The 17391-nt window shown below is 37.3% G+C and carries 17 protein-coding genes and 3 tRNA genes; 3 read left to right on the top strand and 17 right to left on the bottom strand.

Features of this window, described 5'->3' with window-relative positions:
• Positions 1 to 49 precede the first annotated feature (49 nt).
• The gene (locus O4O04_RS05870) at positions 50 to 1168 is read right to left on the bottom strand and encodes a CsgG/HfaB family protein (protein WP_272534807.1); all 1119 of its coding nucleotides are present in this window, start codon (positions 1166 to 1168) and stop codon (positions 50 to 52) included.
• A 321-nt stretch (positions 1169 to 1489) separates the two neighbouring features.
• Entirely contained in the window at positions 1490 to 1750 is a 261-nt protein-coding gene (locus tag O4O04_RS05865; protein WP_272534806.1) for a hypothetical protein, read from the bottom strand.
• 235 nt (positions 1751 to 1985) lie between these two features.
• Between O4O04_RS05865 and O4O04_RS05860 the strand changes: the two genes are divergently transcribed.
• Complete coding sequence (locus O4O04_RS05860; protein ID WP_272534805.1) at positions 1986 to 2549, top strand: hypothetical protein; 564 nt, start codon at positions 1986 to 1988, stop codon at positions 2547 to 2549.
• 79 nt (positions 2550 to 2628) lie between these two features.
• On the opposite strand, the gene katG is transcribed toward O4O04_RS05860, so the two are convergent.
• The 9 genes from katG to sppA form a co-directional block, all read right to left on the bottom strand.
• Complete coding sequence (gene katG / locus O4O04_RS05855) at positions 2629 to 4818, bottom strand: catalase/peroxidase HPI (protein WP_272534803.1); 2190 nt, start codon at positions 4816 to 4818, stop codon at positions 2629 to 2631.
• A 328-nt stretch (positions 4819 to 5146) separates the two neighbouring features.
• Positions 5147 to 6421 (bottom strand): DUF5018 domain-containing protein, encoded by a 1275-nt coding sequence (locus O4O04_RS05850; protein ID WP_272534802.1) that lies wholly within the window; start codon positions 6419 to 6421, stop codon positions 5147 to 5149.
• A 1326-nt stretch (positions 6422 to 7747) separates the two neighbouring features.
• Positions 7748 to 7819: transfer RNA gene (locus O4O04_RS05845), tRNA-His, on the bottom strand.
• Positions 7820 to 7835: 16 nt separating this feature from the next.
• Positions 7836 to 7909, bottom strand: a tRNA-Arg gene (locus tag O4O04_RS05840).
• An 18-nt stretch (positions 7910 to 7927) separates the two neighbouring features.
• Positions 7928 to 7999: transfer RNA gene (locus tag O4O04_RS05835), tRNA-Pro, on the bottom strand.
• A 45-nt stretch (positions 8000 to 8044) separates the two neighbouring features.
• The gene (locus tag O4O04_RS05830) at positions 8045 to 8716 is read right to left on the bottom strand and encodes a tetratricopeptide repeat protein (protein WP_272534801.1); all 672 of its coding nucleotides are present in this window, start codon (positions 8714 to 8716) and stop codon (positions 8045 to 8047) included.
• Complete coding sequence (gene surE / locus O4O04_RS05825; protein WP_272534800.1) at positions 8701 to 9441, bottom strand: 5'/3'-nucleotidase SurE; 741 nt, start codon at positions 9439 to 9441, stop codon at positions 8701 to 8703. The genes O4O04_RS05830 and surE overlap by 16 nt, the downstream gene beginning before the upstream one ends.
• 4 nt (positions 9442 to 9445) lie before the next feature.
• Entirely contained in the window at positions 9446 to 10042 is a 597-nt protein-coding gene (locus tag O4O04_RS05820; RefSeq protein WP_272534799.1) for a hypothetical protein, read from the bottom strand.
• Positions 10039 to 11022 (bottom strand): signal peptide peptidase SppA, encoded by a 984-nt coding sequence (gene sppA, locus O4O04_RS05815; protein ID WP_336297494.1) that lies wholly within the window; start codon positions 11020 to 11022, stop codon positions 10039 to 10041. The genes O4O04_RS05820 and sppA overlap by 4 nt, the downstream gene beginning before the upstream one ends.
• Positions 11023 to 11162: 140 nt before the next feature.
• On the opposite strand from sppA, the gene O4O04_RS05810 reads away from it, so the two are divergent.
• Complete coding sequence (locus tag O4O04_RS05810) at positions 11163 to 11687, top strand: hypothetical protein (protein ID WP_272534798.1); 525 nt, start codon at positions 11163 to 11165, stop codon at positions 11685 to 11687.
• 7 nt (positions 11688 to 11694) lie between these two features.
• Here the strand turns inward: O4O04_RS05810 and hpt are convergent, their stop codons facing one another.
• From hpt to O4O04_RS05785, 5 genes are all read right to left on the bottom strand, one after another.
• Positions 11695 to 12231 carry a hypoxanthine phosphoribosyltransferase gene (hpt, locus tag O4O04_RS05805; protein WP_272534797.1) on the bottom strand — a complete coding sequence of 179 codons (537 nt, stop codon included), beginning with the start codon at positions 12229 to 12231 and terminating at the stop codon, positions 11695 to 11697.
• Positions 12228 to 12749 carry a SixA phosphatase family protein gene (locus O4O04_RS05800; RefSeq protein ID WP_272534796.1) on the bottom strand — a complete coding sequence of 174 codons (522 nt, stop codon included), beginning with the start codon at positions 12747 to 12749 and terminating at the stop codon, positions 12228 to 12230. The genes hpt and O4O04_RS05800 overlap by 4 nt, the downstream gene beginning before the upstream one ends.
• A 118-nt stretch (positions 12750 to 12867) precedes the next feature.
• A complete protein-coding gene (locus tag O4O04_RS05795) occupies positions 12868 to 13443 on the bottom strand; it encodes a Crp/Fnr family transcriptional regulator (RefSeq protein ID WP_272534795.1) in 576 nt (191 codons plus the stop codon).
• Complete coding sequence (locus tag O4O04_RS05790; RefSeq protein ID WP_272534794.1) at positions 13440 to 13862, bottom strand: cyclic nucleotide-binding domain-containing protein; 423 nt, start codon at positions 13860 to 13862, stop codon at positions 13440 to 13442. The genes O4O04_RS05795 and O4O04_RS05790 overlap by 4 nt, the downstream gene beginning before the upstream one ends.
• A gap of 51 nt (positions 13863 to 13913) precedes the next feature.
• Positions 13914 to 15107 carry a hypothetical protein gene (locus O4O04_RS05785; RefSeq protein ID WP_272534793.1) on the bottom strand — a complete coding sequence of 398 codons (1194 nt, stop codon included), beginning with the start codon at positions 15105 to 15107 and terminating at the stop codon, positions 13914 to 13916.
• A 122-nt stretch (positions 15108 to 15229) separates the two neighbouring features.
• Here O4O04_RS05785 and O4O04_RS05780 point away from each other — a divergent pair, with 122 nt between their 5' ends.
• Entirely contained in the window at positions 15230 to 16888 is a 1659-nt protein-coding gene (locus tag O4O04_RS05780; protein WP_272534791.1) for an ArnT family glycosyltransferase, read from the top strand.
• On the opposite strand, the gene O4O04_RS05775 is transcribed toward O4O04_RS05780, so the two are convergent.
• Positions 16889 to 17359, bottom strand: a complete 471-nt coding sequence (locus O4O04_RS05775) for a Crp/Fnr family transcriptional regulator (protein ID WP_272534790.1) — start codon at positions 17357 to 17359, stop codon at positions 16889 to 16891. It lies immediately after the preceding gene.
• Between the last annotated feature and the right edge of the window lie 32 nt (positions 17360 to 17391).

Raw genomic sequence — 17391 nt, 5'->3', positions numbered from 1 at the left:
AATACTATTGGAAAAAATGTTTTCTTTTTACAAAAAACAACAAGATATTTCATATATCGCCACTGGTTTGCAATTTATAAAGAGTATCCCTTGCCGATAGACCAATATGCCAATCCATTGACTGGGATTCCGCGCTAATATAATTTGATCGCTTGGACCACAAAATTTTCCCGGTTTCAATATCCACACATCGGATTGAATAAAAAATTTCCGTCGTCTTGGTTGTACCAGGCTTTTGAAAAACCAAGTCTTCAACTAATATCAATCGATCTGCATTGGTCAACTTTCCAAATGCTATTCGGTTCGAGGCAGTCAGTCCTGTATTTGCAAATTTTATTTCATTGAGGAGAGCATCCAATTTTTTTCTTTCCACCATATTCAATCCAGATTTTACAAATTGTGACTCTAATGCAGAATGGAGTTGATCTTCGAATGAACGACTAGAATTAGCTTTTTTAGAAAAAGGAAGCAGAGCATATACCTTATTTGTATCCGCTGTAAAATTTTTAACGAGAGCTTTATCTTGATTCAATTCAGCCATTAAATCATTTTCAAATTGTTGGAAAGCTACGCGCATAATTGCAAAATTCTTCTCGTTGGTTGAATGATCGAAACGATCACTCAATAATGGAAGAATTGAACCAAGAATGATAGTACTAGTTCCCAAAAACTCTCGGTGTTGAATCGGATATTTGAATGTACGAATACTTTTGTTCTTTGAAGAATCATACAGTTCAAACTGCACTCTTCCATAGGTTCTCTTTATAGCAGGAAAAATTCCTAAAGTTCCAATTGCTGCAACCAAACTGATCACTGGACTTTTAACTTCTTCAAGTGAAGAGACAACACGAATCTTCATATTTGCGGATGAGTTATGGGTGAAGTATTGACTATTTCGAAACTTTGCTACAATTTCTTCTGAGAAATAACTTTCGATCGTATTGTCAGAGACTTCGATATTCTGACCTTTACGTTTTAAATATTCTTTTACAAATGCTTTCTCACTAGAATCAAATTCAACTCGCACTGGTAATGTTCCATTGAATAATTCTCCCTTTCCGAAGATTAGAGATTTGGCTCCGTATGCGTCTCCTTGAATATTCGCATGATGGAGGTAACAAGTTGATGTGCTTAATAAAATAAAAAAACCAATTATATAATTTTGCATTTGCAATTGAGAACTCCCTTAAGCTTAACTTAGATATCAATATGGAAACTAAGAATCGATAAAAATCATCGAACAGTTTCCAGTGGTTACATTTGAGCTCTAGATTGACTCTCTGAATAACCAATGGATCATTGTATTGAAGAAATAATTTATTTGTCAGCTTAAAAAAAGCTAATCTGCGGTGTTTTTGTCCGAGAAGAATTTATCCTAAATCTGTAGTCTTGAGCTAGGGCGACCCATTTGAAATAAAACGAATGTGATTTTTCAAAACTGGTATCACTGCATAATCGGGGACTACCTTTTCCTAATTTTTTTAAGTGGTCAATCGCACGCATTCTCCTCTATCGATGTGCATAGAGCTTCATACCCGACTCTTTGAGGAGAACATTCAAGACTTGCAAGCTGTGGAGTTTCGGAATTCGCTAAACATTCATTATTAATTCTAGTCGCTTCCAATCGACAAAGTATCGCTATATTCTTAGCGTCCTTGCATGAATCTGACTCTCCACCTGCTAAATCGTTTAAGCAATTTAGAGTTAGATGAGAAACCATTAGAAAAACGAGAATATTTATAAACTTCATATAACCTTCTTATATGTTGATATTTTAACAACAATTATACTGTTGATAAATAAAATCAATACTTTTTTACATAAATATGTTTGAAATTTAGGGGAATATGGCCATTTGGATCCGAACATATAATTTACTGAAACGAGAAATACTTGTATTTTTTGAGTATTTGTGAGAAATGATTTACAAATTACACTAGCGCCGTCCTTAAGTGCGGGGCTAGTGTAGAAATCACATATAAACTATGAATACATTTATGACAGCATTTGACTTTACAGAGGATGACTTAATCGCGAATCAGCAATATCTCATTACTAAAAGACAAAAGAAAAAATTGAAAGCGATCGAGAGAATTCTTCTTTTTATATCAGTTCTTCTAGTGGTTTTTTTTACCTGGATGACTTATTTTTATTTGCATGCCTTTTTTTATAATGAAAGCCTTATTATGAAAAACGGGAATCTTTTCCCAGAATCAATCCTTCCGTATTTGGGAGTAGGATCCTTCATTCTAAATTCTGTGATGATTGTCGCCATGTTTCGATTGATGAGAAATCTAGAAGGAATTGAGAAATATGAAAAAGTTGAAATCAAAGAATCAATGATTCAAAATATTGAATATGGTAAAACTAACGATAAATCCAAAGTGCCTTATTTGAAAGTCCATGGAATCAATTTGCGACATATTGAAAGCTACAATCCCAATTTATTCCAGGAAGGACTTATCTATAGATTCTATTTTGCATCCCTAAGTAAATGTCTCCTTTCAGTTGAAATCAAAAAGAATGAGCATGGGTTTAGCCATAATTAATATTTAAACCTGGATTGATTTGAACATTATCAATCCAGGTTGTTAGTTTGGAATTCTGAATATGCGAGAAATATCGTTTCTATTTTAGATCAAATCGATCCGCATTCATAATCTTATTCCAAGCGTTGACAAAATCATTCACAAACTTTTCCTTTGCATCATCTTGAGCATAGACCTCTACATAAGATCGTAGTATTGAATTGGATCCGAAAACCAAATCAATTCGAGTTGCAGTATATTTTACTGTTCCCGATTTACGATCAATGATTTCGTAGAGATTATTTCCAGCTGGCTTCCAGGAATAATTCATATCAGTGAGAGTCACAAAAAAATCATTACTGAGTGTACCGACTTTATCCGTGAAAACTCCATGTTTTGTTTCACCGAAATTTGTGCCCAAAACACGCATTCCGCCAACTAACACAGTCATCTCATGAGCGGTGAGCCCCATCAATTGTGTTCGATCAAGCATCAACTCTTCTGGCGAAACAGAATAATCCTTTTGTAGATAGTTTCGATAGCCATCATGAATAGGTTCAAGAACAGCAAAAGATTCTGCATCCGTTTGTTCTTGACTTGCATCACCACGTCCAGGTAGAAAAGGAACAGAAATTTTTACACCTGCCTCGTTAGCTGCCTTTTCTATTGCCGCAGATCCACCAAGAACAATCATATCTGCCATACTAATTTTTTTCTTGAGGTTCGATCGAATACTTTCCAATTTATTCAAAACTTTACTCAATCTTGAAGGCTCATTCCCGTGCCAATCTTTCTGCGGTGTTAGGCGAATTCTTCCACCATTTGCGCCTCCGCGATAGTCAGAACCACGAAATGTACGAGCACTGTCCCAGGCTGTAGAAACAAGTTCGGATATAGTCAATCCGCTATTGAGGATCTGGCTTTTTATATCAGCAATTTCGGATTCGCTCACAGTGATTTCTGATTTTGGAATGGGATCTTGCCAAATCAGTTCCTCTTTTGGAACATCGGAACCTAGATAACGAGTTATCGGACCCATGTCTCGATGAGTCAATTTAAACCAAGCCTTTGCAAATACTTCAGAGAAATAATCAGGATTTTTGTAAAATTTTTCTGAAATTTTTCTATAAACTGGATCCTTTATCATTGCCATATCCGCATCAGTCATAATGGGATTGTAGCGAATGGACGGATCCTCAACGTCAACTGGCTTATCTTCCTCTTCAATATTGATCGGCTCCCACTGCCAAGCTCCAGCAGGACTCTTCTTAAGTTCCCACTCATACTTGAATAAGAGGGTAAAGTATCCGTTATCCCATTTGGTTGGGTGTGTTGTCCAAGCACCTTCTAGTCCGCTTGTGACTGTATTGCGTCCAATACCTTTTCCAGATTTATTATTCCAACCTAATCCTTGTTCTTCGACTGAAGAAGACTCCGGATCACCTCCGAGAGAATCCGCTTTGCCATTGCCATGTGCCTTGCCGACAGTATGCCCACCAGCTGTCAGAGCCACCGTCTCCTCATCATTCATTGCCATTCTTGCAAAAGTAATCCTTACATCTTGCGCAGTTCTTAGAGGATCTGGTTTACCACCTACTCCTTCAGGATTAACATAGATTAGTCCCATCTGAACTGCAGCTAATGGATTTTCAAGTGATTCGCGTTTATCACCGCTTTCATAACGATCTTTATTGCCAAGCCATTCTGACTCCGAACCCCAGTAGATATCTTTTTCTGGATGCCAAATGTCTTCACGTCCACCGGCAAATCCATAAGTTTTAAGACCCATAGATTCATATGCCATATTACCAGCTAACACGATTAAGTCTGCCCAGGATAATTTATTTCCATATTTCTTTTTTATAGGCCATAATAAACGACGAGCTTTATCTAAGTTCACATTGTCCGGCCAGCTATTCAGAGGAGCAAAACGTTGATTGCCAGTACCAGCACCGCCGCGACCGTCTGCAATACGGTAGGTTCCTGCAGCATGCCATGCCATTCTAATCATAAGTCCGCCATAGTGACCCCAGTCGGCTGGCCACCAATCTTTGCTATCCGTCATAAGTGCTATCAGATCTTTCTTTACTGCCGATAGATCTAATTTTTTGAACTCATCAGCGTAATTGAATTTTTCCCCAAGAGGGTTCGACTTAGTATCGTGTTGATGAAGTATATCTAGATTTAGGGCTTTTGGCCACCAATCTGTATTCGATTTCTCAGTCGTAGTATTCCCGCCATGCATGACTGGGCATTTGCCAGCTGTTGAAGGTTTAGAATTATTTTCCATAAAGTTCCTCTCGCTTAAATAAGGTATTGTCTAGTATAGACATAACACAAATCAAAGTCAATGGATACTTTTAAGAGAATTACTCAGATATCATAGATTTATTAAATCATATGATTATTGAAATATATGTAGAAGCGAACGAAGTATACCATTCGATAAAATAAAAGTTCAGATTATAGCAACAATCGGATCAAGTTGCGCTAATATTTAAAGGTAAAAGCCATTAACAATTCAGACCTAGAAAAAAGAAAACTTCCACAATTGATCAAATTTTTTTAACTTATAGGAAAGTTTTCATTCGCATATCAATCGGATAGAAAATAGATTCTTACAATCCGCAACTTTGATTAATAGATGTTAATTTGTATTTGAGACGTAAATAGCAAAATACTTTATCAATTTCATTTTGAGATAGGTTTGTATTGAAATATAGTAACTCAGCAATATCTGCATCTAGAAGACCATTTGATATAAAGGCGTTGCCTACATCTTGTCCACCTGAAAAATCATACAATCCTACAGTCACGTTCCCTTTGAAGTCCCCATTCCAGAATTCACTATTACTTGTTGTAAGTATTTGAACGCTACCGATAGCTATGTATTCATTCTGTGGAATTGGTTCTCCCGAAATATTGTAGCATCCTAAATTGTTTCTGCATTGTTGGTAGATTCCATTCGGATGAGTTAGCACCATTTCTCGTCCATCTGTACCATGAATATTGAATATAGAACTCCCAATTCCATTAGTTAATATCCATTTCATAACAACAAAAAAAGTTCCGCTATTTGTTACATACAGACCTGTTCCACTGGTAATTAATTCCAATCTTTCTGAATTTGCTTGTCTGAATTGAATGGAAGGTAGGTTATTGATTTGATTTGTTCTATAAGTTGGTCTTGCTGATACTATAGACTGTGGCAATGAATTTCCAAAACCACTCAAATCATTCCATGTCGCAACTGGGTCACCATCATTGAGCGCAAGAGAATCAGATTTTAACCAAATTCTCAACGAACTTCCTCCATAGATACGAGGAGCAGTAAGAGTTACTGTATATTCTTGAGATGTTCCATTTGCGGCTGTTACTTTATAGATTAAGTTACTACTGTAGGAGTTTACTGATACGCCACTTGTTTGTTCAACTCCAGAAACCGAGTCTGAGATTCCTGTCGTTTCAAAATTTGCAACAAGAGGAGTCAAACCAGTTAATGTATCCGATGAAAGGCTGATCTGATTACCAGAAATAATTCCCGTTAAACCCAAAGAAGGTATCGAATAGGAAGTGATTTCTTTATCTTCCGCTATTACGCTAGGACTAGCTGAGCTCTGACCTACGACACAAGGTGGGCTATTGATTCCGAGGGCAAGTCTAATGAGAATTGCACTTGCATACGTTCCTGAATTTGGATCACAAAGATTTTTAAAATCGGTCTTGATGCAATAAAAAGTAAAGAAAAATGATAGTATAAAAACATATAGAAATCCTGCCGAATTTTTAAGAAAATTTCTTATTTCATGCGAGTTGATACGAAGTTTAGGATTAATACTGGAAGTAAGCCCATAGATTGATTCATGACATCGTCCAACAATTTTCATAATCATGAACTTTTCTTTAGCTTACCTAACTAAATTTGCAATGAACTATACAATTGTAAATCCATTTTATTTTTTATTAACTAATCAAAAAATATTTGTATGGAATAAACTGTTCGCAAATGGCTAGTTGTTCGGTTTTAAAAGTCCAGATCTACTCTAATATAAGTTATCAAAAATTTGATTTTATATTGAGCAATTGTCCACTTCCATTCCTTCTGGATACCCTACCAATTTCACTTCTAAAATTACGTTAACATAAATTTCACGACATCTTCACAACCCGAGCGAAGTGGTGCCTTTGCGACGGCTTTGGCCCAGCACCAGCTCCAGCACCATTATCTTTGTTAAATGTATTATTAAATTTACTTCTATTTTAATGGGAGAATGGTGCTGGATGCAGGGTGGACATTCCGAACTGGCAACTGAACGCAACTTAGAATATTTTACCACAAAGGTCCCGAAGTCCACACAAAGTTCACAAAGGATTTTGTATGAATTGTAAATTTATTTACTATATTATAATATTCGATTAGTATGCCTTAATTTCATGACAAAGTCACAACCCGAGCGAAGAGGCCTCACCGCACAGACCTGTCGCGAAGCGAGTCGGGAGGATGAGGTCTCATAGCAGTTAGTTTCCCTCTCTTCGTCGCTGCGATGACGTAAGCCATCTAGCTCCTCAAGTCCTTCAGCCGTCTCGACTCGCTTACTCAATTAATTTCCAATTTGCTTTATTATGATATTCGACTAACATATCCCCATTTCACAATAGACTCATAACTCGAGCGAAGTGGTGCCTTTGCGACGGCTTTGGCCCAGCACCAGCTCCAGCACCATTATCTTTGTTAAATGTATTATTAAATTTACTTCTATTTTAATGGGAGAATGGTGCTGGATGCTGGGTGGACATTACGAGTTGGCCACTGGACGGAGCAAAGGTGCCAATGAGCCCATCGTTCGAATCCCTGATTGTTTTTACGAAAGCTTAAAGATAATTGAAAGTGTTATGTGTTTGTGAATGCTAAACAATGGGACGGATGTTCGGATTCCCTCAGGAGGGTCGTGCATCCTGCACTCCCTCCCCCCAAACCAACTACACTTCGTTTGTTGGTTTCCATCTCTTCGTCGCTGCGATGACCTAAGCCATCTAGCTCCTCAAGTCCTTCAGCCGTCTCGACTCGCTTACTCAGGCTTCCTGCCTTCGTGTCAATTTCTCGCTCCTTGGTCGGAGCTTGAAATCGACTAGCGAATCGAGCGTTCGAATCCCTGGTTGTGTTTACGAAAGCTTAAAGATAATTGAAAGTGTTATGTGTTTGTGAATACTTAACAATGGGTGGATGACGGGATTCGAACCCGCGACGACTGGTACCACAAACCAGGGCTCTACCGCTGAACTACATCCACCATGTTATCTCAATCTTGACCCGAGAGGGATTCGAACCCCCGACCAACGGCTTAGAAGGCAGTTGCTCTATCCAGCTGAGCTACCGGGTCTCTTGCAGTAAGAAGTTATCGGGATGACAGGATTTGAACCTGCGACCCTCTGTTCCCAAAACAGATGCGCTACCACTGCGCTACATCCCGTTAATTCTGTATGCGATTACCAGTTTTTAAAAACGTGAGCAAGCGTCAAGTCTGCTTTCGCAAATCGGCAAGGTGGTCGAGCAATTCTGAGTGGTCCGGTGCAAAAGAAACAGCTTTTTCCAAAGCCAAAATCGCTGACTGTTTATTACCAGATTTTTCTAGGAGAGTTCCGAGTGAATCGAGGAAAGCAGGGTTATTGGGGGAAATCTGAACAGCTTTCTTAAGTGCAGCCATTGCTTCAACCATATCCTCTTTGCTTGGATTCACTGACTTCTTGATAATCAAGTAACCCAAATTGTTCAAGCTATTGGCATAATTTGAATCAAAGCTCAGAATTTTACGATGGATTGCAATGGATTCTTCGAACTGTGATTGTTTTTCGAATACATGAGCTTTGAGAGATAGCAATGTAAGATCTCGCGGACTAATATTGAGTCGACTTTCTAATTCAATTAAAGCCGCTTCCCAATTTTTCATTTGAATCAAAGAAAGTATCAAAATTTTATAACAACGATCCAATTCAATAAAGCGCGGAAACCTATCCATAAGATCACGAAGAACGGTAATTGCCTTCTTAAAATTGCCGGTATGATAACAAGACAGGGCGAAATGATAGTATGGAATGGGGTCATCAGGATTTTTCTGGATCAATTTATCCAATAAGATCAAAGCATGGGCATAGTTGCCTTTGTTAAATGCTTCTATTGCTTTTTCCAACGATCGAGCTCCTTATGATCTGTAACATCTAATAGAACCGTTGAGATAGGAATTTTGCCTTGGTAAAAAACATCAAAATCACAACCAGGATCATCATAATTATCTAATTGGGAACCGTTCAAAGTGAACTCACTGATTCCTCCAACTATATGCTTTTGTATATAATTTTCAGTATATTTTCTTCGTCCTAAATGAGTCCATTCAAGTTCAGATAAATCGCCCTTGCCCGAAATGCTTTCAGGAAAATTCATATTGTAAACAGAAGCCTTATCTAGTTTATTCGAATATTCTTCTATAAATTCTGCAACTAAATGAGCTTCTCTCTCATATCCATCTGGTGGATCAATGCGAACAGAACTTACAGCAATAGATGTGATTCCATGCAAAGCTCCGTGCTTAGCCGCACCAATCGTTCCAGAATAATGAACATCATATCCCATGTTTACTCCACGATTTATACCAGACACTACCATATCTATCTTGGGGAAAATTCCAGAATACAATCCGATGTTCACACAATCAGCCGGGAATCCATCGGCTACATAATGTTGGTCATTGATTCTCTCAACTCTCATTCCTGTGAAAAGAGTCAACGCCATAGAAGTGCAAGATCGTTCTTTTAGCGGCGCAATCAAAAATGTTGTATGTTTAACGGATAGAGATTTTTCTAAAGCAAGGATTCCTTGTGAAGAAATCCCATCGTCATTCGTAATTAGAATATTCATTCTCTTACAGAGTGAAATTTAAAATGAAACTCGTCATGTAAAAATTAAACAAAAATGGATAGAAAAAGGATAAACCTAAAGCATAACTCGAGTAGCGAATGGCATCGCTATCCTTTAGATCATGAATGTATTTGACTCCACGAGAGCACACGAACAAATAAAATCCAAACATGGTGATCATAGCAAAAAAGGCACCAGCAAGACCTGTAAATCCAATTGCTTGGAGAATCATACAAATTGGAGCATACAGCATAAATAGAGAAAGGGACACATTGCCAAAATCTCTCAACATGATTGCTTTTCCAGTTCTCTGCTTGCTCTGCGCAAAATAGTCAATGAGCGATCCGAAAATTGTTGGAAGTAAGATTAGAATTGCAAAATTTGCAAAAGTTGAGAGAATGATCGGGAAAATATAACCAGATGTATACGGTGGGGAAATATAAGAAGTGCCAACTGCTAAAGAAAAAGCAGAAAGGATAGCAAAAACTCTTCCATAACCTACCCAAGATATTTCTTGTTTCTCCCATGCGTCGATAAAACCAAGAGGACTCATAAAAGCAAAATCCAATACATCAGTTAACTGAAGCAATTTATCTCTCATAAATCACCTGGAAGACGGATAGCAGAAGGAAGCATTAACAAAATTGGTGAATGATTGTTTTGCCAAAAATTTTGGATTGGATCAACCTTACCTATCATTTTCAAACCCATTACGCTTCCACCAATCGATTGCATAAATCTATCAATCGGTGATTCGCTTTCTTCTAAGAGAGGAATTTCTCCTTCATATTGACAGAGTTCAGATAGCTTAACTAAAGCTTCACGACGACCACCGATATCATCGACTAACTTATTTCGAAATGCATCTTCACCAGAATAAATTTTACCTTCAGCTAGCTCTTCAATAGATGCGACCGTTCGATTACGGCCTTTGGATATATCTTCTATAAATTTATTATAATTATCTTTTAGCAATTTATTCATCATATTCACTTCTTCATCTGTTGAGTCTCTAAATGGACTCAGTGAATCTTTGTATTTTCCAGCCTTGAATACTCGCATCTCCACACCGTAACGATCCATCAAACCTTTGATATTGGGTGACACTGCAATCACACCAATGGATCCCGTTAATGTTCCACTCTCAGCAAAGATACTATCTGCTGCCGATGCGATATAGTAACCTCCGGAAGCCGCAACGTCTTTCATTGATACAACGATCTTCTTAGATTTTCGAAGAAACATAAGTTCATTGTAAATTTCTTGCGAAGCTGCGACCGTGCCCCCTGGTGAATTGATCTCCACAAGAATTCCTTTAACATTGGGCATCTCTCCAACTTCTCGCAATCTACTAAGTATTGTGTCCGAGCCAGTTGAAGAATAGGTTGATCTTCCAGAGTGGATTTCTCCCTCAATTTTTATAAGTACAGCCGAGACTTGCGGCGATTGGAAAAAATTTGTACCAGTGGAGGCTGCATACCGATTTGATGTAGAATACAATCCGATATTCAGAATTCCGATCAGAGAACCAGCCAAAGCCAGAAAAAATGATAATAAAAGGATAAGTTTGTTTTTTTCCATTGGTTTTCATGACAGAACCCCGTAAGAAGGCTGTCAATTCATTATTCTGCTTTACTTTTTTTCATTTTTTTCTACAATAGCATTGTTCATGGTTCGATAATATAATGGGAACCTAGAACTTGGAAAAGAGGTGACATAACATGGATGTTCGATTATCAAATCTACTCAATTCCGCAGAGAAACTAGTTAAGGATAAGATCCCTGCTAGCTCTGATGGACAAAAGGGCAAGGAAGGCCAATGGAGCAATCCTGTCGTTCAAGATACAGCGGAATTTACAAACCAGCTTACTGGTAAGTATCAGACAATTCAGGCAAAATTATCTGAACTTCAGAATAATTTAACCAAAGAACAAATGAAACAAGGTCTGCTTGCAGAGAAAGCTCCAGATCCTGCTGAATTGATTCATATACTTTTTGGCAAAGAGCCATTGTTCTCAGAACTTCAGCAAGATGCCAATGCAGATCTTGACAAAATCCGTTTGCAATCTGGTGAGAATATTCTAAATATCGAAAAAGAAATTCGCACGAAAGAAGTTGAGAATGAAAATGTTGTATCTCTTGGAATGACTCACAATCCAAAAGAATTTTCTAAAGCATTAGAAGGCATTGATAGAATCAGCTGGAAGCCGTTAAACGAAAAAACTGTTCAGAAGTTAATTCAGTAAGGATAATTTAATTATCCTTACTCTCACTCTGCTTCATAATTCCTAGAAAGGGAAGCTGTCTGTATTGACCAGCAAAGTCCATTCCGTACCCAACTAAAAATTGATCCTCAACTTCAAAGCCTTTATAATCCGCGGGGAATCCTGGTTTTTCCTTCGAGTTTTTAACAACTAAGCTGCAGATTTTTACTGATTTAGCGCCTTCCTCTTGGAGATATTCGTGAATTTTCGCATAGGTATTGGCTGTCTCAACAATATCCTCAACTACTAGAACATGTTTACCCTTAGGACTTATGCTGAGATACTTTGTAATCTGAACTTTGCCAGAAGAGACTTGGGAGTTTCCATAAGATGATGCACCCATAAAATCTATGACATGAGGTATGGATATATTTCTCGTTAAGTCAGCAAGAAAAATGAAGGCACCATTGAGGACACCACATAACATTAATTCCTTGCCTGAATATTCTTCTGATATTTGAAGTCCCAGTTCTTTAACTCTTTCTTGAATCTTTGATTCAGAAATCAGTGGATCAATTCTTATCATCTACCCTTACGACCTGGTATCCAAAAAACCGTGATCGATGCATGTCCAGGACTCACGTCTCTCCAGTTCTCAACAGATAGAGAAATTCCAAGAAATGCGGCGGTTGGGAATTTCGTAAAGAGAGGATTGTGAAGATCTTCAGAATCATCACCTAATATCAATAATTCTGCTAATTCTTCTAAACCTGGATGATGTCCGATTACAAGCAATGATTGACAATCATCTGGAGCGGAACGTATGATCTCGAACAAAGCGTCCCCATTTGCTTCGTAGATTGCTGGTTGAATTTCTACTTTTTTTGCAAAAGAATGTTTTTCGGAAATAATTTCCCAAGTAAGCACAGATCTCTTTGCATCAGAATGATAGCATAAATCGCAGTGGAATCCAAACTGATTCCAATACTCAGCAATTTTATGGGAAGCATCGATGCCGCGAGGTGATAATCCTCGCTCATGGTCGGTGGAAAAGTCTGTCTCCCAATCCGATTTTGCATGACGCAAAAGATAGAGGGTCTTCATAAAAACTCCTGCAAAGAAAATGCAAATATGCACCCCTATTGTTTATTGCCTTCCATGATTTAAGAACGCCAAAAACCGATCAAGGCTAATACATTTACTCTATCTCGTCTATTTCGGATCAATCATCAGACGAATCAGAACCTAAATCTGAATCATTGAGATCTGCGCTATCTCCTCCATCTAAGGATTCCATAGCTTCATCTTCGGACGAGCTTGGTGCAGCAGATTCACTTGATGATTGTGACTCAGTAACTTCACTCGAAGGAACCCACATATTCGCAGCGAGCATCGCATCAATTTCTTGCTCTTGGATATCTAGCATATCCCGCATTTCTTCTCTTACAAGAACCCTCTCTTGCATTTTTCGAAACAAAACAACTAGGAATTCTGGATTTGTTTTGGATAAAACGATAAAATGATTTCGAGATATTACTGCGACTTTTGCTGAGTCCGAAACAACCAAAGCACTTGCTGTTCTTGGTACATTTTGTACTAGAGCGATCTCACCGAAAAATGATCCAGGCCCAAGATGGTTTATCTCTTCTTCTATTCCACCCAAAGTCTTCTGGATATGGATCTCTCCGCTGAATATAAAAAACATTTCTTGGCTTCCGAATCCTTTCTCACGAAAAACATAGTCTCCCCTTTTAAAAGAACGAATCTCCAATCCTTTCGCTAAATCTTGAAGATTCATTCTGAGCCTCCACTCTTACGTTGTATGCTCTGCGAAATATTCGAGATCTCAGTTTCCACTTTTAGCATTTTCTCAATACTGTGCTTGAGCAAGGAGAAGAAGAAAAGAGGATTCGACTTTCCAATATGTATGATCTTCTTGTGATCAAGATATCCAATCTTTGTATTCACATCAATTGCAGAATATTGCTCTCGAAGTCGTGAATCTCTTGGTGGCTTTGCAAATCCAAAAAAATCTCCAGAATCTAAATAATAAGTTCTTAGGGGAGTATCAGGTTCCAAAATCCTCTGAACTTCAACTTTTCCCTTCAATACAAAATACAAAGTGTTCTCTAAATCACCTATTTGATCACCCGCAATCAAATCACCTTGATGGTACATGTTCGAATCAAGATTCGTTACAAATTGAAAAATATCCATATATCTAAGTTAGATTGGACGAATAGAACGGTTGGAATACTTCTCTATTTATTATTCAGAATTGCAATTTCTCGAACTAAGCATTTTTGTTTTTCGGTAGACTGGATTGGTTCCAAACATTCCTAACCAATCTCTGATCTCGACTCGAACATAATCATCATTTGGTTTCATTGTATAACTTGATTTGGATTTGTGGAATTCTGATAGCACTGGTTTCCCCAATCCCGTAAAAAAATGTATTTCTCTTACATTTTCTGGCATTTCAACAGTAAGAGTATGATTTTCGAATATAATATTTTTGATATTGAAATCGTTACTGCTCTTAAGGAATTTTTTGACAAATACAAATCTTCCTTCGCAGAGAGACTTCATTAGGGACGATTCCGAATCTCCGTCCATGAGAACATAAAGGAATCGTTGAAAAGCTTCACCTTCCCTTCCATAAACAAATGAGATATATTTCCAAAACTTCTGTTTAAAACTCTCATGATTCAAATTAGATTCTTCTAAAGGTAAATAGTGAAGATCGTCGGATGCAATACCAAAGACTGGATGGCCTGCTGTCAATAATTCATCAAGAATTGTAGAATCATCTCCATATGGAGTAAACACTTCCACTGCATCGTAACCTTGGAGTTCTTTTAAAAGATCAATTGAAAACGAATTATATAACTTAGGATGATTTACAATAACAAACGGTTTGGAACCTTTAAATTGATCGAGTATCCATTGTAAGTTCTCAGTACTTGAGAAAAAAATAAAGGGATCCATAATGATTTTTTTTGAGTTCAAAACTAGGAAATGTCGCTTCAACATATTACTACCAAGCTCATAGGAATCATAAGAATTCGCAAAAAATTCCCGAACATCTGTTACTTGTCCATAATCAGAAAGAGAAATCCAATCGAATCCATTTCTCTTGTATGACATTACAAGATCCTCGACAGACTGTCGTTCTGGTGTATACCAAACCCTATCAGAATGAATATGTATCGCAACCTTATTCCATTTCCCTTTGTTAACATAGTAAGGATTGAATAAATCTGATTCTGAAGATTGATTGGTGAAAGGTTTCGAAGTTATTTTGGGAATATCACCCAGACTGGAACTCAGAGAATCTCTCTGATCAGTTGAACTGGAACGCAAAGTAAAAAATGCAATCGTGTTGATGATTAACAATAATATTAAAATTGGAAGAATTATATATTTAAAAACATTGAATAGAATCCGAATTGTTCGCTTCATAAATAATTTATTAACACCATTTTGCGTCACCAATATGACGATCGAATTACAATCTGTTTACATATAAAGACAAAATTATTTTTTAGTTGGCTTGAAGTCTGATAAAAGAAAAAAAGAGATTCATGAAGTTATATATTTCTGCTCTTTTACTTATATCTGCTCTATTCCTGAGTTTGGGCGTTGAACTCTGGGATCAAGATGAATCTGCTTATATGGGCTTTGCATCTGAGATGATACGGACAAATGATTGGGTTGTCCCGAGTTTTCCCATATCAGAACCCCATCGAAAAACTCCGCTTCATTTTTGGACTGGAGCAATCGGATTCACTTTGTTTGGTGAACATGTTGAAGTTTTACGCTCCATTAACGTCATTTATTTTCTTTTGACAGGATTTGTAATTTTTCTTTTGAGTCGTTCCATTTTTCCAGATGAGAAATATGCCGAGCTTCCATTGATTTCGACTAGTGTATTTTTAACGGGTCTTTTTCTTCCGATTTATTCCAAAATTGCTCTCACTGATATGGGCCTTTTATTCTGGCAGATTCTAGGAATTTATTTCTTATGGAAAACTATAGAATCGGATTCTTGGAAATCATCGATACCTTGGGTTTTAGGATTATGGTTCACAATTTCCTTGGGTGTATTGCAAAAAGGACCACCCATCATCATTTTGCTTGGCGGAATTAGTGCTTTATTATTGATCTTTCTTCCTTCAAGAATTCGAATCCTGCGATTGAATCCATGGTTTTTTCTTCCGATTGCTCTTTTTCCAGTTTTGATTTGGGGGCGACTTGCCTGGATCGCTACAGATGGAGTTTTCATTCGTTGGTTGGTTGATTGGTATATACTCAAACGTGCCGGAGGAAGTGTCTTTGGTCAGACAGGCCCTCCAGGCATATATCTTATCCTCTTCTTTTTCTTTCTGGTTCCTTGGTCAATATTTCTTCCGAATATTCTAATAGGATTATGGAACGACGCTAAAGATTTCATCAAAGGGAAAAGACAACTTATTTCTCTTTTCCTGCTTTCTTGGGCTGCGATTGCTTGGATTTTTTATGAGGTTCTCCCGAGCAAATTACCAAGTTATGTTCTCGCGACATATCCCTTATTTTCAATTCTCATCGCCAAATCTATATTAGATAAGAAAAAAGTGAATAATTACGAAACATCAATTTCAATTTTTCTGATTTTGGTTTGGTTGACTCTGCTTAGTTACATTTTGCTTCCGAATATTGGAGTCTTTGGGAATACGCAAAATTCTTATCTCAATTATTTGGCTATTGCTTCTATTGTATTTTGTTTTCTATATATAATATGGGTTGTATGGCGCTTCAAGTGCGATCAGAAGGAATCAAAGATTATTGATTGGAGATCATTGACACTTTCCATGAGCATTTTCCATTTTGTATTTACTTTAGTTTACTATCCGATACTTGGAAATGCGAGAAACTATCCTACTGAGATAGTCAATCTATTGCCATTATCGCCATTGAATTCTGTAGACACTGAATTCAGAAAAATATTCATCCACTCGGATATCCGTTTAGCAAGTATTGTTTACAAACTGAAATCTTTAGGAATCACACCAGAAAATATTACAGTATTAGATGGAACTATGAATACTTTGGAAAATTACAAAAAAAATGCAGGAACCTATTTGGTTCCTGCAGATTTTCTAGAGGTACTGAGTCTCACAGGTTTCACTCCCGCTTCAAAATGTCATGAATTCTATTCTTATGAAAGCGGTAAGTTATTGAAACTCTGTTGGGTCAGCAAATGATCATGTAAATCTTTTCTTAATTTCTCTTGCGTAAGTTAAATCTTGAGTTAACATTCTTACTCGTTTGATAAGATTGAACGCTATCGATCTATAGAATTTAACTTGCATGGATGGGCTTGTCTCTAAAACTTTTTCTAAATCTTTGTATTTAATTTCGATTAAGTCGGACTTCTCTAGAGATTCAACTGTTGCTGCTCTCTTCTCATGATCAAAGAATGGTAATTCACCAAAATGGTCGCCGACGGATATTGTTGTGATATTTATATCATCTCCACCTTGTGTATTTGCAGTGATTTTTAGAGTTCCGTATTTCACAACATAGAATGAGCTCGCATCATTGCCTTCTTGAAATACTGTATCATTGTGCGGAATCGAAATCTGCGTTGAAATCTCAGAAATCTTAGCAATCTCTGCTTCATCGAAATGTGAGAATAGGTATATTTTTTTTAGAATTTGTTCGTTTGATTCCATTAATTATTTCCTTTGATTTTTGTAAAAATTCG

Origin of the sequence: Leptospira sp. GIMC2001, from assembly GCF_028462125.1 — a bacterium.
Taxonomy (GTDB): Bacteria; Spirochaetota; Leptospiria; order Leptospirales; family Leptospiraceae.
This window is presented reverse-complemented; position numbering and strand designations above follow the sequence as displayed.

Bases quoted from the DNA above. Each gene is read 5' to 3' on its own strand.
- sppA (WP_336297494.1), bottom strand. From the start codon at position 11,022: ATGGAAAAAAACAAACTTATCCTTTTATTATCATTTTTTCTGGCTTTG.
- O4O04_RS05870 (WP_272534807.1), bottom strand. From the start codon at position 1,168: ATGCAAAATTATATAATTGGTTTTTTTATTTTATTAAGCACATCAACT.
- O4O04_RS05865 (WP_272534806.1), bottom strand. From the start codon at position 1,750: ATGAAGTTTATAAATATTCTCGTTTTTCTAATGGTTTCTCATCTAACT.
- O4O04_RS05780 (WP_272534791.1), top strand. From the start codon at position 15,230: ATGAAGTTATATATTTCTGCTCTTTTACTTATATCTGCTCTATTCCTG.
- O4O04_RS05775 (WP_272534790.1), bottom strand. From the start codon at position 17,359: ATGGAATCAAACGAACAAATTCTAAAAAAAATATACCTATTCTCACAT.
- O4O04_RS05790 (WP_272534794.1), bottom strand. From the start codon at position 13,862: ATGGATATTTTTCAATTTGTAACGAATCTTGATTCGAACATGTACCAT.
- katG (WP_272534803.1), bottom strand. From the start codon at position 4,818: ATGGAAAATAATTCTAAACCTTCAACAGCTGGCAAATGCCCAGTCATG.
- O4O04_RS05800 (WP_272534796.1), bottom strand. From the start codon at position 12,749: ATGAAGACCCTCTATCTTTTGCGTCATGCAAAATCGGATTGGGAGACA.
- O4O04_RS05810 (WP_272534798.1), top strand. From the start codon at position 11,163: ATGGATGTTCGATTATCAAATCTACTCAATTCCGCAGAGAAACTAGTT.
- O4O04_RS05850 (WP_272534802.1), bottom strand. From the start codon at position 6,421: ATGATTATGAAAATTGTTGGACGATGTCATGAATCAATCTATGGGCTT.
- O4O04_RS05785 (WP_272534793.1), bottom strand. From the start codon at position 15,107: ATGAAGCGAACAATTCGGATTCTATTCAATGTTTTTAAATATATAATT.
- O4O04_RS05795 (WP_272534795.1), bottom strand. From the start codon at position 13,443: ATGAATCTTCAAGATTTAGCGAAAGGATTGGAGATTCGTTCTTTTAAA.
- O4O04_RS05860 (WP_272534805.1), top strand. From the start codon at position 1,986: ATGAATACATTTATGACAGCATTTGACTTTACAGAGGATGACTTAATC.
- hpt (WP_272534797.1), bottom strand. From the start codon at position 12,231: ATGATAAGAATTGATCCACTGATTTCTGAATCAAAGATTCAAGAAAGA.
- O4O04_RS05820 (WP_272534799.1), bottom strand. From the start codon at position 10,042: ATGAGAGATAAATTGCTTCAGTTAACTGATGTATTGGATTTTGCTTTT.
- surE (WP_272534800.1), bottom strand. From the start codon at position 9,441: ATGAATATTCTAATTACGAATGACGATGGGATTTCTTCACAAGGAATC.